We start from the raw sequence: 20932 nt of genomic DNA on the forward strand, positions 1-20932 counted from the left end.
CAAGGCATGGCGCATTCCGTCCCGCTTCTTACCCTCAACGATGGGCACAAGGCCCCGCAGCTCGGCTTCGGCGTCTTCCAGATCCCCAACGATGAAACCCAGCGCGCCGTCGAGGAAGCGCTGCAGGCCGGCTACCGCTCGATCGATACCGCGGCCATCTACAAAAACGAGGAAGGCGTGGGCCACGCGCTGGCCGGTGCTGGCATCGCGCGCGGCGATATCTTCCTCACCACCAAGCTGTGGAACGCGGAGCAGGGCTACGACAGCACGCTGCGCGCCTTCGACGCCAGCATGAAGAAGCTCGGCACCGATTACCTCGACATGTACCTGATCCACTGGCCGACGCCGAAGCACGACCGCTACGTCGATACGTGGAAAGCCTTCATCAAGCTACGCGACGAGGGCCGCATCCGTTCCATCGGCGTCAGCAATTTCCAGCCGGCGCATCTGGATCGCATCGTGAAGGAAACCGGCGTCGCGCCGGTGGTGAACCAGATCGAACTGCATCCGGATTTCGCGCAGAACGATGTGGTCGCCGCGGATCGCAAGCACGACATCATCACCGAAGCCTGGAGCCCGCTGGGCCAGGGCGGTGATTTGCTGAAGAACGAGACGCTGGTGCAGCTTGGCAAGAAGCATGGCAAGACACCCGCGCAGGTGGTGCTGCGCTGGCACGTGCAGCTGGGCCACATGGTGATCCCGAAATCGGTGACACCCGAGCGCATCCGTTCGAACATCGACGTATTCGATTTCGAACTGTCGGCCGAGGACATGGCCGCGATCGCGAAACTCGACCGTGGCAACCGCATGGGGCCGCACCCGGATGAGCTGAACTAATCCATCGAGACATCGATCTCGATGGGATACGGTGCCGGGGCCTTCGGTGGCATCGGCAGCGCCCAGTTGGCGAACTGCCCGGCGAAGCAGTTCGCCACGGGCGTGGCGGGGCTCACAGCGACCTCGGTGGAGCGGCCCTGGCCATCCACTTTCGCCACGAGCGAGAACGCGCGCTTGTCTGCCGGGGCGTTGCTTGCGATGCAACCTTTCAACGCATCGGTGGCCGGGTTGCCTATCGTGTCCCACAGCTTCGCCTGCCATGCCTTGCCGTCGGGCTTTTGCTCCAGCGCCTTGGCGGCCTGCACCCGGGCGTTGAATCCGTCGGCAGCGGCGGCGGGGCCGGCGCCAGCAAAGGCTAGGAACAGCGCAAGCAGCATGGGGCGTCTCCGTGGCGGGAAGGCCCGAGCCTAGCAGGCAGGCACCCCGTTCACACGCGCGGGGCTACGGTCCATGCCAAGACGCGCCATCCCGGCGCCGTGAAGGGAGCCCCCATGCGTCCTTGCCTTGCCCTGCTTCTGTTCATCGCCGCGCCTGCCGTGCTCGCGCAGGCTGCGCCATCGAGCGCACCGGCTCCCATGCAGGCCAACCCCGCCGCCGCGCCGATCAAGCCGGCGTCGGATGCCGGCGCCACCGAGCGCGGCCTTGCGCCGGTGCAACCCGCCACGGGCGTGACCCAGCGCGTGCGCAACGCGGGCGAGCACGATACCGATGCCGAGGGGCATACGCTCGACCCGCATGGGAAGCCCGTTGGCCAATTGCCGGCGCCGACGTCATCAAGGTGAACAATCGCTTGTGGGAGCTCCCACAAAAGCATCAACCTTCGACGATTTCGCGGTCATCGGGTGAGGTGACGGCCAGTTCCGACCAGTCGAGTTCGTTCTCGAGCAGGTGGAACACATCGTCGTCGATCTCGCCCTTGTGGCGCATCTCCAGCAGCATGTGCCGCTTCGCCTGCAGGCCCTTGCGCTTGAGCGCCGACATGCGCGTGCCGGTGACCGAATCGCGCCCGGCCTCCGCTTCCTGCCGCGCATCGGCGTAGTGCTCGCGGATCCGCCGCGCGGGCTCGTCGTTGGCTTCGCCCTCCAGCGTCGCTTCCGCGGCATCGAGCAGGCGCAGGCGCACGCGCGAGGCATCGTCCTGCATCGAGGTATCGGGCGGGAACCTGAGCACGCGCACCAGCCACGCCAGCGTGGTGCCCTGGATGACCAGCGTGCCCACCGTCACGGCGAACGCCGTGAGCACGATGAGGTCGCGCTGCGGGAAGTCATCGGGCAGGCCCAGCGCGGTGGCGAGGGTGACCAGGCCGCGCATGCCGCACCACGCCACCACCAGGCCCTGCTGCGGCGTGGGATTGGGCACGCCCTTGCGGAAGCGGCGCAGCAGCGCGTTGTAGATCATGACCCACGCGAAGCGCACGCCGACGCAGACCAGGAACGCCGCGCCGGCGAACCACAGCGCGTGGGTGAGCTCGGGGCCCGCCAGCCGCGACACGATGGTGCGCGCCTGCAGGCCCACCAGCAGGAAGGCGATGACGTTGGAGATGAACACCACCGCCGCCCAGACGGAATAAGCGTGCACGCGATCGCGCGGTGGCGTTTCGCCGGGCGTGACATGGGCCACGGTCATGGCGAGGGCCACCACGCAGAGGATGGCCGAGACATGTAGCTGCTCGGCGATGATCCACGCGCCGAACACCGCGGCGAACTGCGATAGCGTGGCGCTGAGCGTGCCGCGCAGCTGGCGCGAAAGCTGGATGAGCACCTTGCCCAGCAGCCAGCCAAGCAGCAGGCCGCCGGGCACCGCGAGGAACAGCATGGGCACCGTCCGCGCCAGGCCATCGCCGGCCATGGCGGTGCGCACCGCGACGCCGAAGATAAGCAGGGCCGAGGCATCGTTGAGGAGGCTCTCGGCGGTGAGCACCTGCACGGTGCGGCGGGGCAGGCGCAACCGGGAAAGCATGGCGGTGGCGGCGCCGGCGTCGGGCGGGGCCACGATGGCGCCCAGGGCGACCGCTGCCGCCACCGGCATGCCGGCCCACGCCATGCCCAGCCAGGCGACGCCGGCGGTGGTCAGCACCACGGCGACGACCGCCAGGCTCACCGTGGGCAGCCAGAACCGGCGCAGCGTGCGTGGCGGCATGTCGAAGCCGGCATCCATCAGCACAGGCGCGATGAACAGCACCAGGGCCAGCTTCGGGTCCATGTCGATGTGCGGCGCCCAGGGCAGCGCCGCCACGGCGGTGCCGGCGGCCGCCAGGATGGTCGGGTAGGGCAGGGCCAGCTGGCGTGACAGGCGCAGCAGCACCACCGCCAGCAGCGACAGCAGGATCATGCTTTCGAACAGCGCCATCGAGGCTCCCCGGGGCAGGCGAGCCCCCATGCTAACCGGCTCGCATCGTTTTGCGACGGTGGGTTACCATCCGGGCATCCGTTGCTCACCGGGGTGCCGATGAAACGTCTGATCATCGTGGCTTTCGCCGCCGCCGGGCTCGCCGGTTGCGCCGGCATGGCCACCAGGGTCTCGCGGCTCGAGGTGGGCATGGGCCGCGACGAGGTGTTCGACCGCCTCGGCCCCCCGGATTCCGACCGCAGCATCATCGGCTACGAAGTGGTCAGCTGGCTCGACCGCCGCCCCGGCCGCTTCTCGTTCTCGCACAAGGATTACACCGTGGTGCTGAAGGACGGCAAGGTCACCCAGTTCGGGCCGGGCCTCATCCGCCGCGACGGCAAGACCAGCCTGCAGATCGAAACGGGCGACCCGTAACCCCTCGCTTCAAATCCAGCCCCGCCGCGCGTAGACCCACAACGCCGCGTATTCGCGCACGCAGCGCGCGGTCATGGTCAGCGCCTCGCGCCGCGGCAGCCAGCGGGCCGAGGCCGCCAGCACGGCATCGTCATCGTCGGGCGCGGGTGCCGGGGCCACGCGTATGCCCTCGTGGCGGAACGCCGCCTGTGCCCGCCGCATGTGGATGGGCGAGGTGACGAGGACGATGTCGCCCAGCCCGTTCGCGCGCAGCATCGCCGCCGAATTCCGCGCGTTCTCGTGGGTGTTGGCGCTAAGGGCTTCCACGCGCAGGTCGGCCGCCGGTATGCCGGATAGGGTATAGCCGGCCGCCAGCGCCTGTGCCTGGTCGCTGCCCGAGACCAGCACCAGGGGCGCGTAGCCCTCGCGCCACAGGTTGAGCCCCATGCCCGCGCGGGTGCCGCTGCGCGACCACGGGCCTGCCGGTATGGCACCGCCACCCAGCACGACGATGGCACCCGCGCGCGTGGGCGCCGCTGCCGGGGCCACCAGCCCCTGGCGCAGCCCCAGCGCCAGCGCGGGCGATGACGCCACCCAGATCCACGCCACCGCCAGCAGCCCCGTGGCCAGCGCCGCGCGTGGCCGGCGCAGCAGCACCAGCGCGGTGGCCGCGAGGCCGACGAGCAGGGCTTGCACGGCAGGGTGGAGCAGGCGCGCCACGATGTATTCCAGTACAGGCACCGGCTCGTCCAGCGGTATCCCGGGGGAGGTCCATGATCCCCCAAAGCCGCTGCGCACACCGTCGGCCGGATGGCATAGGCGGGCTGTCGGAATGGACGCGGCACGCGGTTGAAATGACGATACCGGCCGAGTGAAACACACAGGGGCGGGTGGTCATCATGAAGCATTGGAATCGCGTCGCCGTCATCGTCGCCGCCTTGCAACTGGCAGCGTGCGCCACGGGGGGGAGCTCGCTGCCGCCGCCGAAGGCCGATGCGGAAAGTCCGGTGGTTGAGTCGTATCTCATCGGCGTGGACGACCAGTTGCAGGTCACCGTCTGGCATAACCCCGACCTGAGCGTCAGCGTGCCGGTACGCCCGGACGGGAAGATCACCGTGCCGCTGGTGGGCGACATCGCCGCCGGTGGCCGCACCACCGACCAGGTGGGTAGCGAGATCCAGCAGAAGCTGGGCCAGTTCATCCGCGACCCGCAGGTGGCGGTGATCCTCACCGCGCTGCGCAGCCACGAATACCTTTCGCGCGTGCGCGTCACCGGCGCCGTGCGCAGCCCCATCTCGATCCCGTATCGCCAGGGCATGACCGTGCTCGACGCGGTGCTGGCCGCGGGCGGTACCACCGAGTTCGCCGCGCCCGACCGCACCGAGCTCTACCGCCACACCGACAAGGGCAGCACGCAGGCGTACTCGGTGCGCCTGGAAAAGATCCTGCAGCAGGGCGACCTGGCCAATAACTACCCGGTGCAGCCGGGTGACGTGATCACCGTTCCGCAGCGCACCTTCTGAGGAAATATCGATGAGTGGTGAAGTCGTTCCGTTCACGGGCATGCTGCCCGCCCTGGTGGGCGAAGCACGCCGCCGCCGCCTCACCATGGGCATGGTGTTCGCCGGCATCGCGCTGGTGGCCCTGCTGGTGGGGGCGCTTTGGCCGAAGAAGTACGAGGCCTCGGTGACCATCCTGGCGCAGGAGAGCAGCATCATCACGCCGCTGATGGAAGGCGCCGCCTCCGCCACCGGCACGAAGAACCGCGCCGGCATCGCCCGCGACGTGATCTTCAGCCAGAAGGTGCTCGACGACGTGCTGAAGACCGGCGGCTGGACGGCCAGCCACCCCTCGCCGGTGGAGCGTGACAAGATCATCGACGGCATCAAGGCGCGCACCAAGATCGCCAACAGCCGCGACAACCTCATCACCATCAGCTATTTCGACTCCGATCCGCGGCGCGCCTTCGAGGTGACCCGCGCATTCGGCCAGCTGTTCATCAGCGAGAGCCTGGCGTCGAAGCAGCAGGAAAGCCGCGAGGCCTACGAGTTCATCAACAGCCAGGTGGAGGCCTACCGCACCAAGCTGACCGATGCCGAGGACAAGCTGAAGGCCTACCGCGAAGCCAACGCCGACGCCCGCCCGGGCAGCGAGACCGACACCAACTCGCGCATCAGCCAGCTGCGCACGCAGATCGAATCCAACCGCATGGATTACATGCAGAAGGTCTCGCAGGCCGGCGCGCTGTCGTCGCAGCTCAATGGCGAATCCGAAGTCAACGCCGTGCAGACGGTGGGTGGGGTGTACCAGACCCAGCTGGCCGACCTGCAGGGCCAGCTCGACAAGCTGCGCCTGACCTACACCGACGAATACCCCGACGTGGTGCGCCTGCGCCACCAGATCGAGGACGTGCGCCGGCAGATGGCCACGGCCGATGCCACGCGCCCCGTGGGCAGCGGCACGCCGGTGGACCACACCGTCGCCATGAACCCGGTGTACCAGCAGATGCGCATCCAGCTGGCGCAGACCCGTGCCGACGCCGCCGCCAGCGCCTCGCGCGTCAGCGCCAGCGAAGGCATGCTGCAGGCCGAGCTGGAGCGCAGCAAGCGCATCGCCAACTCCGAGAACGTGGTGGCCGAGCTCACCCGCGACTACAACGTCAACCGCGATGTGTACCAGGACCTGCTGAAGCGCCGCGAGAACGCCCGCGTGTCGATGAACCTCGATGCCGAACAGCGTGGCCTCAACTTCCTCGTGCAGAACCCGGCCGTGATGCCGCTGGTGCCCTCGGGCCTGCGCTTCATGCACTTTGGCCTCGCCGGGCTCGCGCTCGCCCTGGCCGTGCCGCTGGGCCTGCTGTTCATGGTGGCCCGCTTCGACCCGCGCGTGCGCTCCGTCGCGCAGCTGGAACTGGCCACCGGGTTCCCCGTGCTTGCCTCGGTGCCGTTCTACCCGACGCCGCGCGACCGTCGCCGCAGCCAGGTGCAGAACATGATGCTGGGCATGATCGTGCTTGGCGTCGGCATGGTGTACCTCCTCGTGATCTGGCTCCGCCTGAAGGGCTAAAGGACATTCGAGATGGCCGTGAACAACATCGACATCGGCGACGTGCTCGCCACCGCCCACGACGACGCGCATGCCACGCCGAACCATTCCATCGCGCGGATGCGCGAGGAGCAGGGCGCCCTGTCGCCGATTGACTGCGAGCGCAAGCGCCTCATCCATCGCGAGGAATCCGTCCGCCAGCAGTCCGATGCGTTCCGCGGCATCCGCACGCGGTTGCTCGAGATGGGTGGCGACAGCAACTTCATCACCCTCGTGTGCTCGGTGAGCCCGCGCTCGGGCGGCAGTTTCGTCGCACGCAACCTGGCCACGGCCTTCGCCTTCGACGAGTCGAAGACCAGCCTGCTGATCGACGCCAACCTGCGCTACCCGAACCAGCACAAGGCGCTCGGCGTGGAGCCCACCACCGGTGGCCTCGTCGATTTCCTCGAGCACCCCTCGCGCGGCATCGCCTCGATCATGTACCAGACGGGCGTGCCGCGCCTGCGCATGATCCCGGCCGGCAAGGCGCGCGAAAATAGCAGCGAGTACTTCTCGTCGTTCCGCATGCGCGCGGTGCTGGATTCGCTGCGCTGCCGCTACACCGACCGCTACCTGTTCCTCGACGGGCCGCCGGTGAAGGGCGCGCCCGATGCCCGCATCCTCTCCGACCTGGCCGATTTCGTGGTGCTGGTGGCCGGCTACGGCCGCGACACCCCGGCGGCGATCAACCAGGCCGTCGCCAATTTCGACCCCGCCAAGCTCGCCGGCGTGGTGTTCAACGAATCGCCGTGAGCCTTGGGGCCAGGGGAGGGAACATGCCGGCCTTGAAGAAGCTCACCTGTTCGGTGGCGCTGGGCCTGGCGTGCCTGCCGGCGCTGGGCCAGGCGGGCACGCTGGATTACTCGCTGTACGCGGGGCTGGAGCACAGCAACAACATCGCGCTGTCATCGGATAACCCGGTGAGCGAGAACGTGCTGACGCCCGGCGCGACGTTCCAGTTCACCCAGATGGGCTCCACGTTCCAGGCCAACGTGGCCGGCACGTTCGAGTACCGCAAGTACCTGCAGAACCACTTCGACTCGCAGACCCAGACCCAGCTGGCCGGCCAGGGCAACTGGACGATCATGCCCGATCGCCTGGATTTCGCGGTGGAGGACTACGCCGGCGTGCAGCCGGTGGACCAGCTCTCGGCCGATTCGCCCGATAACCAGCAGCAGACCAACGTGCTGGCGCTCGGGCCCACGCTGAAGCTGCGCTTTGGCGATTCCACGCGCGCCCAGGTGGAGCTGCGCTTCATCAACAGCTATGCCTCGAAGGTGGACGACTTCGATTCGAAGCGCGGCCTGGCGGCGTTCCGCCTGTTCCGCGACCTGACGCCCACCGACACGATCTCGGGCAATGTCGAGTTCCAGCACGTGAACTTCGACAACCAGCCCAGCAGCGCCGATTACGATCGCAAGGAAGCCTACCTGCGCTATACCAGCCAGCTGGCCCACTTCGACGCCAACATCATGGCCGGCGGCACGCGGCTGGATTTCAACCAGGGCCGCGACCGCTCCGCGCCGCTGCTGCGCCTGCAACTGGGCTGGCAGCCCACCATCCGCAACTCGCTCACCATCACGGGCGCGTACCAGTACGCGGACGCGGCCACCGATCTCATGACCTCGCCCACGGTCTACGGCCTGGGCGCCGCCGACAGCGCCAGCCGTGCCGAGGCCATCGACCCGTTCGCCAACACCGGCGGGCTTGGCCGCGGCAGCCTGACGGGCATCGGCATCGGCAGTGCCGTGATCGGGTCGCAGGTCTACAAGGAAAAGCGGCTCGACGCGACGTGGAGCTGGAAGAGCGAGCGCCTCACCATCACGGTGTCGCCGGCATGGAACCGCCTGCGCTACATCGACGACCGCACCTTCGACCAGACCGGCAAGGGCATCAGCGCGGGCGTGGGCTACCGCCTCTCGCCGACCCTGACCCTCACCGGCTTCGGCACCTACGACCGGCTCAATTACGACGCGATAGCGCGCCGCGACAACACGGTGCGCATGGGCCTCGACCTTGGCCAGCAGTGGAACCGCCACTGGAGCTGGCATGCATCCGTGGCACGCGAGCGCCGCAACAGCGACGCCGTGGGCCAGAGCTACCGCGAAAGCGAGTTCTTCGTCGGCGTGGTCTACAGGAGGTAAGCAGCATGCGACACGACCCCGAGTTGCCGTTCTTCTTCGGAGCCGATGGCGGCCTGTTCGGCATGTACCACGCACCCGCCACGCCGCCGCGCCGCGCGGTGCTGATGTGCCCGCCGCTGGGGCAGGAGCTGATCCGTACCCACCGCCTGCATCGCCAGCTGGCGCAGCAACTGGCCGCGCAGGGCGTGGCGGTGCTGCGTTTCGATTACCACGGCACCGGCGATTCAGCCGGGTACAGCGCCGAAGTGGACTGGAACCGCTGCGTGGGCGATGCGGTCACCGCGGCGGGCGAGCTGCGTTCGCGCGCGGGCGTGGACCGCATCGTCGCGTTCGGTGCGCGGCTGGGCGGCAGCATCGCGCTGGCGGCTGCCGACCGCGCCCGTTTCGCCGAGGTGATCGCGTGGGACCCGGTGGTGGATGGCGACGACTACGTCGCCGCCCTCGATGCCATGCAGGCCGCGCTGCGCGAGGATGCCGACCGCTTCAACCAGCCGCGCTCGCACGCCGACGTGGCCGAACAGTGGCTGGGCTTCGATATCGGCGACAGCCTGCGCCGCCAGATCACCGCGCTACGCGTGCAGCCGGCCAGCGTGCCCACGCTGGTGCTCGACTCCATGCCCGCCGGTGGCGCACCGCGCTGGGAACACCTGGTCTCGCGCCGGGGCAAGGTCGCGGCCATCGCGCCGCCCACGCCCTGGACCGACCTGCGCCGCCTCGAGGCAGCGATCCTGTCGCACCCGCTGATCCAGGCCGTGACCGGCCGCCTGGCGGAGGAAGCATGATGCGCGAGGAAGCCTTCCGATTCGGCCGCGCCCGCCACCTTGTCGGCATCGCCGGCGTGCCCGATGGCGCGTGGGGCGAGACGGGTGTGATCGTACTCAACGCCGGGCTCGTGCATCGCATCGGCCCGTTCCGCCTGCACGTGGACCTCACCCGGCAGCTCAACGCCGCGGGCTACCCCACGCTGCGCTTCGATCTTTCCACGCTGGGTGACAGTGGCGCCAGCGGCGGCGGCCTGACCCGTACCCAACAGGTGTGCGCCGATGTGGATGACGCGATGAAGCTGCTCTCCGAGCGCGCCGGCTGCCAGAATTTCGTGCTGGTGGGCCTGTGCTCCGGTGCGCAGAACGCGCACACCGTGGCGGCCAGCGACCCGCGCGTCAGCGGCGCCGTGTTCCTCGATGGCTACGCGTACCGCACGCTGGGCTACAAGCTGCGCCACTACCTGCCGCGCGTGCTCGACCCCGCGCGCTGGGCACGCTTCCTGCGCCACCGCGCCGGTGGCGGCGGCGGGGAAGCCAAGGGCGCGGCCGATCCGGTCTTCGCCGTGGCGCCCGCGCCGCGCGAGGAGGTGATCGCCGATTTCACCGGCATGGTGGGCCGCGGCATGAAGCTCTACCTCGTTTACTCCGGCGGCATCAGCTACTGCTTCAACCACGCGCGCCAGTTCCGCGAATGCTTCGGCAAGGTCATGGACCACCCGGGCATCACCACGAGCTACCGCGCGGAAACCGACCACACCTACATCCTTAGCGGCGACCGCGCGCGGCTCGTCGATGGCATCGGCGGCTGGCTGGCGCGGAACTTCCCGCCCGCCGCGGGGAGGCACGCATGAGCACGGTCCTGGTCACCGGCGGCGCCGGTTACATCGGCAGCCACACGGTGCAGCAACTGGTGGCGCGCGGCGAGCGCGTCGTGGTGATCGACAACCTCTCGACCGGTTTCCGCGATGCCGTGCGTGGCGCGGCATTCGTCGAAGGCAACGTGGGCGACTGCGAGCTCGTGGCGCGCACCCTGGAGGCCTACCAGGTGGATGCCGTGCTGCACTTCGCGGCGCACACGGTGGTGCCCGAATCGGTGAGCGACCCGCTGAAGTACTACGGCAACAACACCTGCAACACGCGCAACCTGCTGGCGTGCTGCGCGGCGGCGGGCGTGGGCAAGTTCATCTTCTCGTCCACCGCGGCCGTCTATGGCGCCACGGCGTGTGGCATCGCCGACGAGGATACGCCCACGCGGCCCGCCAACCCGTACGGCACCTCCAAGCTGATGTCGGAGCAGATGCTGCGGGACTGGACCGCCACCGGCGCCATGCGCCACGTGATCCTGCGTTATTTCAATGTGGCCGGTTGCGACCCGGAGGGCCGCATCGGCCATTCCACGCCGCAGGCCACGCTGCTCATCAAGGTGGCCTGCGAGCACGCGGTGGGCAAGCGCCATTGCATCACCATCTATGGCACCGACTACGACACGCCCGATGGCACGGGCGTGCGCGATTACATCCACGTGGACGACCTGGCCGCCGCCCACCTGCGTGCGCTCGACCACCTGCGCGGTGGCGGCGATTCGCTGACCCTCAACTGCGGTTACGGCCACGGCTACAGCGTGCGCGAGGTGGTGGACGCCGTCGCGCGCGTCGGTGGCCACCCCCTGAACGTGGTGGAGCTGCCCCGGCGCCAGGGCGATATCGGTCAGCTCATCGCCTGCAGCGACAAGCTGCGCGCCGTGCTCGGCTGGGAGCCGAAGTACGACGACCTCGATTTCATCGTGCGTACCGCTCTCAGCTGGGAGTATCAGCTGGCCGCGGCCACGCCCATCGCGTCGGTGGCATGAACACCGGTGCGCTGACGCGGTGGTTCCTGTTCCTGCTGGCGTGCCTGCTGGCCCTCGCCTCCGTGCTCGGCCCCGACACGGCCGCCGCCGAAGGCATGCCGCCGCCGGCGCAAAAGATCGACGTGAAGCGCGTGGCCGGGCAGGGCGGGGATGCCGCGCTGCCGGTGTCCGTCGGCATCCCGTTCCCGCCGGGCGTCCTGAAGGACGCACGCAACGTGCGCATCCTCGACGCGAAAGGCGCCGAGGTACCGGCCGACATCAAGGTCATGCTGGCCTGGCATTTCCGCGACGGCAGCGTGCGCGCGGTGCGGGCGCAGTTCCGTGGCGCGCAGGGTACGTACTATTTCGCGCTTGGCGAGCCGCGCAAGGCATCGGCGCCCGGCTGGCCGTACGCCGATGGCCTCGTGAAGGGCACGCCCGCGGCGCTGGCAACGTTGACGCCGCAGTGGCTTACCGCCTCGCTGGTCGCGGGCCCGCAGAGCGTGGCCGCGAAGGGCGAGGCGTATGCGCGTTACGTGGACGGGCAATTCGCCTGGGCACGCGAGCTGCCGGTGAAAGACACCACGGCATGGCTGTTCGACCGGCCGTCCACCCTGTTCAAGGCCTACGTACGCACGGGCCGCGCCGATTACCTCGCGGCCGCCGAGGCGAGCTACCGCTGGTACATGGCGGGCATCAAGCGCGATGGCCTGCCGGTGAGCCCCTCCTGCGCGGGCGGCTGGCTGCCCGATGAAAAGCCCTGCGACGTCAAGTACGTGTACATCGAACCGATTCTGCTGGCCGTGGCGCTGACCGGCGACGACAGCATGCACGACGCCGCCACCGTCGCGAAGATGGCCGACCTGTGGGCCAGCGGGGGCTGGAACACCACGCCGGGGCCGTACCGCGGGCCCAAGGATTATTTCACCGAGCGCCTGGCCGGCCTCGGCCTGATCGAGACCGTCGCCGCGTTCGAACTCACGGGCGACAAGCGCGACCGCGAGCGCATCGACCAGCGCGTCGGCTGGTTGTTCGACCACCAGAAGCACAACCCCGACGGCCTGGGTGACGACGGTTCGTGGCGCAACAGCTGGAACGTGCACGAGAACGACCCGCATGGCGCCGATGACGTGCGCGGCGCGTCACCGTGGATGAGCGAGAACATCGTGGACGGGCTGTGGCATGCGTGGCTGGTGACCGGCGATGCCCGCATCCCGCCGATGGTCGTGGATTTCGGCCGCTACCTTGAGCGTTACGGCTGGATCGACGCCAGGCTGCTCGTATCGCCGCACAACTGGCGCAATGATTGCTCCGGGCCGGGTGGGCAGATCGCGTGGTACTGGTCATCGTCACAGGCGCCGGCGGCGGCCATCACGAAGATCCAGGAAAGCGAGGGCTGGTACAGCGACGGCCACACGGTGGAGCTCGGGCTGCCCGTGGCGGCGGCCCATTACTTCACCACCGACGCCACGCAGGCCGCCGCGTTGAAGAAGCGCTTTGCCGCCATCGCCGATTCCTATGCGCCCGCGTGCGCGGCCATCAACGACACCGTGCGGCGTTTCAACTGGAACAACCGCGGGGCAGGCGTGGCGCAGTGGATGATGGCGCAGCCGGCGGGTGCTGGCCAGACCGCCGAAGGCCGCAAGCTTGCCACCGGCACGCAGGCGCCCGTTCCGGGCCCGGACCGCGTCGCCGCGGGGGCCACGCCATGACGCGCCGCCTCGACGTCCTGCGCAGCGTGGGCATCGTCACCGTGTCGACGTACATCGAGTACGCGCTCGGCCTGTTGATGAGCGTGTGGATCGCCCGCTCACTGGGCCCCGCCGACTTCGGCCGGTACGCGTTCACGGTTTGGTTGTGCGGGTGGCTCATCGTCTGCTCGAACCATGCCCTGACCACGTCATCGACCAAGTTCATCGCGGAGGCCGACGGCATGGGCGACCCGCGCCTGGCCTCGAGCCTGGCCGCGCGGTTCTCGCGCATCCAGGGCTGGAGCTCGCTGGTGGTCATCGGCCTGTTCGTGTTGGTGGCGGCGGTGTTCCGGCCCGCGGAGTGGGATGCGTCGCTGCTGCCCATCATGCTGCTGGTGGTGGTCGCCGTCGTGGCCAAGGCCAATTACGCCATGCTGGTGGCCGTGGGCAAGGGCCAGGAGCGCTTCGAGCCCGAGGCCGTCGCCACCGTGGTGGGTGGCGTCGTCGGCATGCTGCTCGTGCTGGGCGCCATGTTTACGCACGCGGGGCTGCTTTCGTTCGTGGCCCTGTTCACCGTGGCGTGCCTGCTGCTGAACCTCATCAACCGCCTCATGTACCGGCGCCTGTGCCGCCCGTACGCGCCCGGCGAGATCCCCGAGGCCATGGCTGCGCGGGTGAACCGCCACCTCAAGCTCACCGCAACGCTGGTGCTGATGGGGTCGTTCCGCACCGGCACCATCGAGGTCTTCCTGCTCAACACGTTCGCCGGCTCGGTGGCGGTGGGCTACTTCGCCATCGCCGGCACGCTGACGCGGGGCGCCGTGCAGCTGTTCTCCGTGGGGCTCACGTCCACGCTGCTGCCCTACATGGCCAAGACCTACGGCGAGAGCGGCACGGCGAAGGCCGCGCGTTTCCTCTCCGAGGCCACGCGGTTCTACTGGGCGGTGGGCATCTGCATCGCCGGGCTCGGCGTGGTCACCACGCCGGAGATCGTGCGGCTGATGTATGGCACGCGGTATGTCGATGCCATCCCCGCGATCGAGGCCACGCTGGTGCTCGGCGGCCTGCTGCTGATCGGTAATGGCATCGCCGCGTTCCAGACCGTCGTCGACCGCCAGGATGATCGCGTCCGCATCGCAGTGGTGGCATTGGCATCGAACGCGGTGCTGGGCGGCGTGTTGATTCCCCCGTTAGGCCTGGCGGGCGCGGTGGCCACGTACGCCGCCACGCGCATCGTGGAGATGGCCCTGGCCGTGCACTACCTGCGCAAGGCCACCCAGGGCGGCCTGCCGCTGGGCGCCATGCTGCGCCTGTTCGGTGTCGGGCTCGCCGCCACCGGCGTGGCCTGGGCGGCCACGGAGGCCACCCCGTCGCGGCTTGGCTTCCTGGTGGGCGCGGTGGCCTTCATGGCCGTCTACATCCCCGGTAGCGCCTGGGTGCGCTACTGGACGGCCGACGACCTCCAGTTGATGGCAGGCATCAGCCGCAGGCTGGGCCCGCCCGGGCGCGCGTTGTCGCGCGTGTTCGCCATCGTGCCGCACGCCGCGGCGAAGGCCAGCCCATGAACTACCTGTGCTCGACCCTCACCACCCTGGCGGCCCTGCGCGCCGCGCGCGATGAAATGGCCGCCCTCGCCGAGCTGCCGGGCGGTTGCGACGGCATCGTGCAGCATCCGGACTGGATCGCCTACGAGGTGGAAGCCCGCGACGACGGCACCGTGCCGCACGTGGTTGTGGTGCGCGACGGCGCCGGCGCGATGGTGGGTTACGCGCCGCTGTTGTCGGTGAAACACACGGCGCGCCTGGATCTCGCCGGCCGCCGTGTCAGCCTTTACCACGGTGCCGCGTTGCGCCTGCTGGGCGCGGGCGTGGTGGCGGCCGAGGCCGACCGTGCCACCGTCATGCTGGCCATCGTCCGGCAGCTCCACGGCGACACGGCCATCCGCGTCATCCGCATCCAGGAAAGCCCGTTGCCGAATGCCTTCGCGGCGGCGCTGGGGAAGGGTGACGACATGCGCATCGTCCCCGCCAACCTGCTCGAGCAGACCCAGTGGACGATCGACGGCCAGGCTGGCTCAGCCGAGTGGCTTGCGCAGATGGACAAGAAGCGCCGCACCGACCTGACGCAACGGGTGGGCCGCGCCTACCGCAAGCTCGGCGGCGATGCCGCGCTGCACACGTACGACACGCCCGGCGCCATGGCCGAGTACTGCCGCCTCATGAACGTGGTGTACGCCCGCACCTGGCACCACGCCGAGCTGCCCATCCAGTGGGACCACCCCATGCGGGTAGCCCTGTTCGAGCGGCTGGCGGCGGCGGGGCACATCGTGGGCCACCTCGTGCTGCGCGATGGCGAACCGCTGGCCTACGTGCATGGTTACCGTGTCGCGGGCACCTACCTGGTCGACGACCTGGGCTACGACGAAGCGATCGCCAAGGTGGGTATCGGCTCCGTCGCGGTATTCCAGGCCATCAAGGCCCTGCTCGACCGCTTCCCTGGCGAGCGGATCAGCTTTGGCTACGGCGACAACCAGTACAAGCGCCTGCTGGCCACGACCAACGAGCCCTGCGGCTCGCTCTACGTGGTGCGCCGCGCCCGCGCCACCGCGGGCTTCCACATGTATGCCCCCGTGCGCTGGCTCTACCGCGGCCTGCACCGCGTGCGCGAAGACATGCGCGCCCGCCAGCGCGGCTGACGTCACGCACATTCCGAAATTTCTCACGCCCCCCTTGTCCTGTGGGAGCCGGCTTGCCGGCGATAACGGCCCACGACACCGTTCGGCAGCCCGCAAAAACCCACCCCCCAAGCGCTCCCCACGCGATATCTCACCACCTATCCATACGACCACCCCAAACGGCGTATGGGCAGGCCGCCCCCATCGGCGCAGATTCGCGGTGATCCCGACGCCCCGAAGGTCACCATGAACGCGCCCATCGCCACGCCCATCTGGCAGGGAAAGCCAAGCCGCATCCCGATGCTGCGGGCCGTGCAGGAAGCCCAATACACCCGCCGCTTCTTTGCCCACACCGCGCTCACCCACCACATCTACCGCGGCGTGTTTCCCACGTTCGCCGCCGCGCAGGCCAGCATCCCGCCGACGCGCACGGCGGGTTACGACAACGCCGAATCCGCCGACCTGTACCGGGAGCGCACGCGCCGCGTCTATATCAACGACTACCCGATGATCCTGTGGCTGGGCCGGTTCCTCGAGCAGGGCGCGCGGCGCATCTTCGATATCGGCGGCCATATCGGCATCGCCTACTACGCCTACCAGCGGTTCCTCACGTACCCGGCCGGCCTGACATGGACCGTGCAGGACGTGCCCGCCGTGAACGCCGCCGGCACCCGCTGGGCCGCCGACCACGACAAGGCGCGGCGGCTTGCGTTCGCCGACGACCTGGCCGGTGCGGACGGTTGCGACGTGCTGTTCGCGGCGGGCTCGCTGCAATACCTCGACTACACGTTGGCCGATGCCATCGCGGCCATGCCGCGGCGCCCGAGGTTCCTGCTGCTGAACTCCGTGCCCGTGCATCCCAGCCAGTCGTATTTCACCGTGCAGAACATCGGCGTGGCCTGCTGCCCGTACCGGGTGACCGCCGAGCGCGATTTCCTGGGCAGCCTTTCGGCGCTGGGGTATGAGCTGCAGGACCGTTGGGAAAACCCGCAACGGCATTGCACCGTGCCATTCCACCCGGAGCTGTCGCTCGATCGCTACTTCGGTTTTGCGTTCCGGCTGGCGGCGTAGCGCCGCCAGCCGGCGGCGGCTACCAGGTGAGCGTGAAGTTATCGAGCTGCGCGGTGACCCGGCGGAACAGGCCGTTGGTGGCCTTGCGAACCACGATGGCGGCGATGCGTTCGCCGAAATCCTCGGCCTTCAGTTGCACCCACAGCCCGGGAAGGCCCGCGGTGGGCACCGTGAACACCGACTCGCCGATGACTTCGGCGCGCGCATTCAGCGCATCGACGCGGAGCAGGGAGCCCGCGCCGCCGGGCCCCGAGGCACCATAGCCGAAGCGGACGCTCTCGCACGGCTGCTCGAAATCGATATGCAGGGCGGCACTGTCGTCAGGGCAGGCCAGGAACGTGCCACCGTGGAAGGGTTCGATGCCGTCACGGCCGCCGCGCACGCACCACACGCCCTGCAGCGCGCGAAACATGAGCGAGGGGCGCTCGAGGCAATCGAAGGCATGGAAGGGCAGGCCGTTGAGATCGTCGGTGACCATGCGTGGCATGGACTGGGTGAGCTGCACACGCAGCTCGAGCCACTCCGAATCCAGGGTGTGCACGCATTCCCGCCGCACGCCACCCGGGTGCTCCACGTCGGCGAAGGTTCTTACCCGGTAACAGACCCGTACGTGGCCCTTGTCCAGGCGCCCCACCTCGCGCGCCGGCACCGGGAAAATGAGCTCGCCCGAAGGTGGCGCCTCTCGCCCCGTCGCCACCTCACGATAGATGGTGGGCTGCCCGTCGGCCGTGGTGCCCAGCCACACGAGGTGGCATTCGTCGGCGGGCCCCACGCCGGGCCACGCCGGCACATAGACGGATGCGCCGCCGCGCGCATGGTAGGGATCGAGCACCGCGCCCATGGCTTGCGAGATGCTGGGCGGCGGCAGCGGCGCCGGCTCGCCTGGCACCTCGATGATGCGCCTGGCCGAGCGCCGCGGTGGCGTGGGGTGGCGGTGGATCTGGTAATGGATATACCCGCAGCCGCCGATGGCGTTGCGCAGCAGCCATGTGGGCATGTCGAAATCGATGGTGGCGCCGTCGCGGCGCACGGCCATGGGGCGGGAGATCCACTCCTCGAACTTGCCCTGGCCGGTGATGCCTTCCCAGTGCAGGGTCATGCGCTCGGTGCCGAGCGCCGTATGGCCCTCCGCCCGGGCAAACGCTTTCGGCATCTTCAGCGCGCGGATGTCGTACACGGCACCGCCATCATCCACCGTGTTCTCCATCCATGGCGTGGGCGCATCCGCGGTGACATAGGGGAGCGACACATAAGCGGGCGGTGCCCAGCCCGACCAGTTGCCCACCACATCATGTACTTGCCAGGTGAGGCGGAGTTCCTGCATGCCGTTGCAATCGCGCAGCGGATCGTCGATGGCCGTGACCAGGGGCAAGCCCACCTGGGCCATCGTCACCGGCGGGAACGCGATGAAGCGACGGCCCCACGCCACGGTGATCCTGTCGCCCGGCGACATATGGCTGTAGGGCGGGACCACGACGTGGGCCACGGAGGCCCCGGCGTAGATCTCGCCCTCGACGGTGGCGGCGCAGAGATCGGACGAACCGTATGGAAGCGAGGTCTTCACCGGCGGCTCCCCCGGCGTACTGAGCTTGATCGTGACATCGCGCCTTGCCGACGACACGAGCGCGCCGCCCCGGCGGAGTTCGAGCACGGCGGTGTAGTCGCCATCCACCCGGTGCGCGAAGTGGCTGAATGGGATGCGGAGGCAGATGGAACGCTCGTCCGCGGTCTCATCGTAGACGCCCGTGGCAACAACGGTATCGAACCCCTGCAGGGTAAGGGTGACTTCATCACCCGGCTTGTAGCTGCGCCACGGCCCGGCACGAACCACGAACGCCTCGCCACCATCATCGATGACGGCGGAGCGCCCAAGGCCATCCCCATTGGCCATCGCGAAGTCCAGCGGGGGCATCGCGGTATTGATCCTTCTTCTGCCATGCATGGCGTTCTTCTCCCAAGAACCGTCTCATGAAAAATGGCGCGTGCCCGAGACGGGTGGGCACGCGCCATATGGGTTAAGCGTTCGCCAGGATGACCATCCAGGCCCGCGCGGCCTGCATCGGCTTGCCGATGGGGATCCAGCGTTCCGGATCGTCCTCGACCTCACTGCGGACACCCGGGTAGGAGCGGCGGACCTCACGCGCACCCGTATTCGGGTAGACGCAATACTGCAACCGGTTACCCGCACCATCGATGCACCAGGCGGCCGCGGGAGCGACATCGGGTGCACCCGCATACAGTGCGCGCATGGCATCCCATTCGGCAGCCCAGGGCAGGCGGCCACCGCCTTGCTGGGCAAGGTTCGTGGCGTGCTGGTAAAACTGATCCGAGCCAAGATCCACCAGATGGCTCACCTTGCTCACCGTGACCTCGTACGCCGCGGTGCTGCCACGGGCATCGGTCACGATCACCCGTGCCTTGCCGTTGCGCAAGGAAACCACGCGACCACTGTGTTCATCCACCTCCACGGCACCGTCCGCCGTCGAATAACGATAGGGCGGAATACCACCGGAAGCGACGCGCGTCACGTATGCGCCATCCGGAGGCGTGATTACAGGCTTTTCCAGACGGAAGATCGGCGTGGCGAGTTCGACCAGGGATGAGTTGATACTCAAAGGTGGCGCCGTTTCGAGGACTTTCAGCGTCACCCACGGCGACTCGAGGTGGACGATCGGTTCGCTGCGTACTTCGCCGTTTCGCCACGCCGGTGCGTTGAAGGTGATCGTGTAGCGCAAACGTACGGAACCACCAGCGAGCTGGACAACAGCCGATGCCGGTACCGCGAAGACAATCTTTCCGTCCGAATCGGCCTCCGCGCCCGTAAGCACTGCGCTGAACGACGTGGCAGAGCCGTCGGCGCGCGTACCTTCCCATTCAAGGAAGCAACGGTCGCCCGCATCGATACCGACCCACGCAGGCACCAGAACGTGCGCAACACCGCTCAGAGTGGTCGGGTCGAGCGTGTCATTGACGGCCTCAACGACGGTAGGCGGCAGGATGGCCGCAGCGTGTCCTTCGATGCTCAGCCGACGAACCCGCGATTTCATCGCAGCACCGCTCTCACGGACAATGCGATAGCTCACAGAGGCCGTCGACGCTGCAAGGGCGGCGACATGCTCATACGGGATGACAAATTCGACGGGCGCTTGAGAATCCGGGCCAGTAAGCGGAGGCGTCTCAAAATGGATCGACTTACCCGCCGAGGTGACGCCAGCCCAAACAACCGTGATGGCGCTGCCCACCCACGCGCTGTCACGGTTGACCCGAACGCGTACGTCCCTGCGGTTGATGCTGCGCAGATCGATCGCGTCGCCGAGTTCATCCACGGTGCCCAGCACCCAAGGCGCGACGGGTGCCGTCGCCAGATCCGGTGGAACCGCAACCGTCACCGGCGGCGACCAGAGGGACCAGTTCGCCACCCGGTCATAGATCTGGTATCGGACTTCGACGTCGCCGCCAGCGCCGTCGGTGACGGCCTCCCTCGGAACAGCCGTCGTGAGTGCCCTACCAACGTCGTCAAGCGCAACAGTGGGCAACGGGATCGAAAGGTGATTCCACCTGACCGATGCCTGATCACCTGCCGCCATATTACGGTACGGGGGAATCGTGACCCTGATGCCATTGAGGTCATCGGGAATGGGGGAGGGGGTAATGGACGCCCGAGCGAGCCCCTCATTGAGGTAGGGCGTGTCAGGATGGGTGTCCGTACCGCCCGGCAGCGACGTCTTCACGTAGAGCGTCACCTTCTCCGATTCGAAGACGGTGCTCCCCAACGGGCCGGTCACACGTGCAACCAGATCGACGAATCCATCGCCAAACTCAACAAAGCTCTTGCAAGCAACCGGCAACAGGATTTGCTGGGTGTCCGTCGGAACGTAGAACCCGGTGGCGACGACCTTCCGTTGCCTGCCGATCAGTACCTCCACCTTGTCGTATTGCCGGAAGTCAAGCCACGGACCGACGCCGACAATAATGTGCGCGTCGGGGTTGGAAAGCAGGTCCTTGTAGCCGAGGCCGTCATAGACCGTGCCGGGGACATAGGGCGGCGGCAGTTGTGTAGCGCGTGCGTCCTCAGTGATATCCATGCGATTTTCTCC

The 20932-nt window shown here is 68.3% G+C and carries 19 protein-coding genes; 14 read left to right on the forward strand and 5 right to left on the reverse strand.

Going from position 1 to position 20932, the window contains the following annotated elements; all coding sequences use genetic code 11:
* Window positions 1-6 precede the first annotated feature (6 nt).
* Window positions 7-837, forward strand: a complete 831-nt coding sequence (locus VI08_RS14965) for an aldo/keto reductase (protein ID WP_045830415.1) — start codon at window positions 7-9, stop codon at window positions 835-837.
* Here VI08_RS14965 and VI08_RS14970 read toward each other — a convergent pair.
* Entirely contained in the window at window positions 834-1214 is a 381-nt protein-coding gene (locus VI08_RS14970) for a hypothetical protein (protein ID WP_045830416.1), read from the reverse strand. The two genes, VI08_RS14965 and VI08_RS14970, sit on opposite strands and share 4 nt — an antisense overlap.
* A gap of 114 nt (window positions 1215-1328) precedes the next feature.
* On the opposite strand from VI08_RS14970, the gene VI08_RS14975 reads away from it, so the two are divergent.
* On the forward strand, window positions 1329-1619 hold the full coding sequence (locus VI08_RS14975) for a hypothetical protein (RefSeq protein ID WP_045830417.1): 291 nt from the start codon (window positions 1329-1331) through the stop codon (window positions 1617-1619).
* 31 nt (window positions 1620-1650) lie between these two features.
* Here VI08_RS14975 and VI08_RS14980 read toward each other — a convergent pair whose 3' ends face one another.
* Window positions 1651-3186: a cation:proton antiporter gene (locus tag VI08_RS14980; RefSeq protein WP_045830418.1), complete on the reverse strand. Its 1536-nt coding sequence runs from the start codon at window positions 3184-3186 to the stop codon at window positions 1651-1653.
* 99 nt (window positions 3187-3285) lie between these two features.
* On the opposite strand from VI08_RS14980, the gene VI08_RS14985 reads away from it, so the two are divergent.
* On the forward strand, window positions 3286-3600 hold the full coding sequence (locus VI08_RS14985; RefSeq protein ID WP_045830419.1) for a lipoprotein: 315 nt from the start codon (window positions 3286-3288) through the stop codon (window positions 3598-3600).
* Window positions 3601-3609: 9 nt separating this feature from the next.
* Here the strand turns inward: VI08_RS14985 and VI08_RS14990 are convergent, their stop codons facing one another.
* On the reverse strand, window positions 3610-4320 hold the full coding sequence (locus VI08_RS14990) for a YdcF family protein (protein ID WP_198148964.1): 711 nt from the start codon (window positions 4318-4320) through the stop codon (window positions 3610-3612).
* A 158-nt stretch (window positions 4321-4478) separates the two neighbouring features.
* Between VI08_RS14990 and VI08_RS14995 the strand changes: the two genes are divergently transcribed.
* The 11 genes from VI08_RS14995 (at window position 4479) to VI08_RS15045 (ending at window position 16835) form a co-directional block, all read left to right on the forward strand.
* The gene (locus tag VI08_RS14995; protein WP_084621545.1) at window positions 4479-5102 is read left to right on the forward strand and encodes an XrtA/PEP-CTERM system exopolysaccharide export protein; all 624 of its coding nucleotides are present in this window, start codon (window positions 4479-4481) and stop codon (window positions 5100-5102) included.
* Window positions 5103-5112: 10 nt separating this feature from the next.
* A complete protein-coding gene (locus VI08_RS15000) occupies window positions 5113-6645 on the forward strand; it encodes an XrtA system polysaccharide chain length determinant (RefSeq protein WP_045830421.1) in 1533 nt (510 codons plus the stop codon).
* 12 nt (window positions 6646-6657) lie between these two features.
* On the forward strand, window positions 6658-7416 hold the full coding sequence (locus tag VI08_RS15005) for a polysaccharide biosynthesis protein (RefSeq protein ID WP_045830422.1): 759 nt from the start codon (window positions 6658-6660) through the stop codon (window positions 7414-7416).
* 23 nt (window positions 7417-7439) lie between these two features.
* Window positions 7440-8807 (forward strand): outer membrane beta-barrel protein, encoded by a 1368-nt coding sequence (locus VI08_RS15010; RefSeq protein ID WP_045830423.1) that lies wholly within the window; start codon window positions 7440-7442, stop codon window positions 8805-8807.
* A 5-nt stretch (window positions 8808-8812) separates the two neighbouring features.
* Entirely contained in the window at window positions 8813-9589 is a 777-nt protein-coding gene (locus tag VI08_RS15015) for a serine aminopeptidase domain-containing protein (RefSeq protein ID WP_052697985.1), read from the forward strand.
* Window positions 9586-10422, forward strand: a complete 837-nt coding sequence (locus VI08_RS15020; RefSeq protein ID WP_232309564.1) for an alpha/beta fold hydrolase — start codon at window positions 9586-9588, stop codon at window positions 10420-10422. The genes VI08_RS15015 and VI08_RS15020 overlap by 4 nt, the downstream gene beginning before the upstream one ends.
* Entirely contained in the window at window positions 10419-11420 is a 1002-nt protein-coding gene (gene galE, locus VI08_RS15025) for a UDP-glucose 4-epimerase GalE (protein WP_045830425.1), read from the forward strand. The genes VI08_RS15020 and galE overlap by 4 nt, the downstream gene beginning before the upstream one ends.
* Window positions 11417-13111, forward strand: coding sequence for a hypothetical protein (locus tag VI08_RS15030; RefSeq protein ID WP_052697986.1), 1695 nt, complete (start codon window positions 11417-11419; stop codon window positions 13109-13111). Before galE ends, VI08_RS15030 begins: the two co-directional genes overlap by 4 nt.
* Window positions 13108-14655, forward strand: coding sequence for an oligosaccharide flippase family protein (locus VI08_RS15035; protein WP_045830426.1), 1548 nt, complete (start codon window positions 13108-13110; stop codon window positions 14653-14655). Before VI08_RS15030 ends, VI08_RS15035 begins: the two co-directional genes overlap by 4 nt.
* Complete coding sequence (locus tag VI08_RS15040; protein WP_045830427.1) at window positions 14652-15785, forward strand: GNAT family N-acetyltransferase; 1134 nt, start codon at window positions 14652-14654, stop codon at window positions 15783-15785. The genes VI08_RS15035 and VI08_RS15040 overlap by 4 nt, the downstream gene beginning before the upstream one ends.
* Before the next feature lie 225 nt (window positions 15786-16010).
* Window positions 16011-16835 carry a TIGR04325 family methyltransferase gene (locus VI08_RS15045; protein WP_052697987.1) on the forward strand — a complete coding sequence of 275 codons (825 nt, stop codon included), beginning with the start codon at window positions 16011-16013 and terminating at the stop codon, window positions 16833-16835.
* A 19-nt stretch (window positions 16836-16854) separates the two neighbouring features.
* On the opposite strand, the gene VI08_RS15050 is transcribed toward VI08_RS15045, so the two are convergent.
* On the reverse strand, window positions 16855-18747 hold the full coding sequence (locus tag VI08_RS15050; protein WP_045830428.1) for a hypothetical protein: 1893 nt from the start codon (window positions 18745-18747) through the stop codon (window positions 16855-16857).
* 103 nt (window positions 18748-18850) lie between these two features.
* Window positions 18851-20920 carry a hypothetical protein gene (locus tag VI08_RS15055; protein ID WP_045830429.1) on the reverse strand — a complete coding sequence of 690 codons (2070 nt, stop codon included), beginning with the start codon at window positions 20918-20920 and terminating at the stop codon, window positions 18851-18853.
* Window positions 20921-20932: the final 12 nt, after the last annotated feature.

It is taken from the genome of Luteibacter yeojuensis (assembly GCF_000964085.1).
In the GTDB taxonomy this organism is placed as follows: domain Bacteria; phylum Pseudomonadota; class Gammaproteobacteria; order Xanthomonadales; family Rhodanobacteraceae; genus Luteibacter; species Luteibacter yeojuensis_A.

What these genes read in the sequence shown, in the direction of transcription:
- VI08_RS15010 (WP_045830423.1), top strand. Translation starts at nt 7,440, where the DNA reads ATGCCGGCCTTGAAGAAGCTCACCTGTTCGGTGGCGCTGGGCCTGGCG.
- galE (WP_045830425.1), top strand. Translation starts at nt 10,419, where the DNA reads ATGAGCACGGTCCTGGTCACCGGCGGCGCCGGTTACATCGGCAGCCAC.
- VI08_RS14965 (WP_045830415.1), top strand. Translation starts at nt 7, where the DNA reads ATGGCGCATTCCGTCCCGCTTCTTACCCTCAACGATGGGCACAAGGCC.
- VI08_RS15005 (WP_045830422.1), top strand. Translation starts at nt 6,658, where the DNA reads ATGGCCGTGAACAACATCGACATCGGCGACGTGCTCGCCACCGCCCAC.
- VI08_RS15015 (WP_052697985.1), top strand. Translation starts at nt 8,813, where the DNA reads ATGCGACACGACCCCGAGTTGCCGTTCTTCTTCGGAGCCGATGGCGGC.
- VI08_RS14980 (WP_045830418.1), bottom strand. Translation starts at nt 3,186, where the DNA reads ATGGCGCTGTTCGAAAGCATGATCCTGCTGTCGCTGCTGGCGGTGGTG.
- VI08_RS15020 (WP_232309564.1), top strand. Translation starts at nt 9,586, where the DNA reads ATGATGCGCGAGGAAGCCTTCCGATTCGGCCGCGCCCGCCACCTTGTC.
- VI08_RS15055 (WP_045830429.1), bottom strand. Translation starts at nt 20,920, where the DNA reads ATGGATATCACTGAGGACGCACGCGCTACACAACTGCCGCCGCCCTAT.
- VI08_RS14970 (WP_045830416.1), bottom strand. Translation starts at nt 1,214, where the DNA reads ATGCTGCTTGCGCTGTTCCTAGCCTTTGCTGGCGCCGGCCCCGCCGCC.
- VI08_RS15000 (WP_045830421.1), top strand. Translation starts at nt 5,113, where the DNA reads ATGAGTGGTGAAGTCGTTCCGTTCACGGGCATGCTGCCCGCCCTGGTG.
- VI08_RS15030 (WP_052697986.1), top strand. Translation starts at nt 11,417, where the DNA reads ATGAACACCGGTGCGCTGACGCGGTGGTTCCTGTTCCTGCTGGCGTGC.
- VI08_RS15040 (WP_045830427.1), top strand. Translation starts at nt 14,652, where the DNA reads ATGAACTACCTGTGCTCGACCCTCACCACCCTGGCGGCCCTGCGCGCC.
- VI08_RS15045 (WP_052697987.1), top strand. Translation starts at nt 16,011, where the DNA reads ATGAACGCGCCCATCGCCACGCCCATCTGGCAGGGAAAGCCAAGCCGC.
- VI08_RS15050 (WP_045830428.1), bottom strand. Translation starts at nt 18,747, where the DNA reads ATGCCCCCGCTGGACTTCGCGATGGCCAATGGGGATGGCCTTGGGCGC.
- VI08_RS14985 (WP_045830419.1), top strand. Translation starts at nt 3,286, where the DNA reads ATGAAACGTCTGATCATCGTGGCTTTCGCCGCCGCCGGGCTCGCCGGT.
- VI08_RS14975 (WP_045830417.1), top strand. Translation starts at nt 1,329, where the DNA reads ATGCGTCCTTGCCTTGCCCTGCTTCTGTTCATCGCCGCGCCTGCCGTG.
- VI08_RS15035 (WP_045830426.1), top strand. Translation starts at nt 13,108, where the DNA reads ATGACGCGCCGCCTCGACGTCCTGCGCAGCGTGGGCATCGTCACCGTG.
- VI08_RS14995 (WP_084621545.1), top strand. Translation starts at nt 4,479, where the DNA reads ATGAAGCATTGGAATCGCGTCGCCGTCATCGTCGCCGCCTTGCAACTG.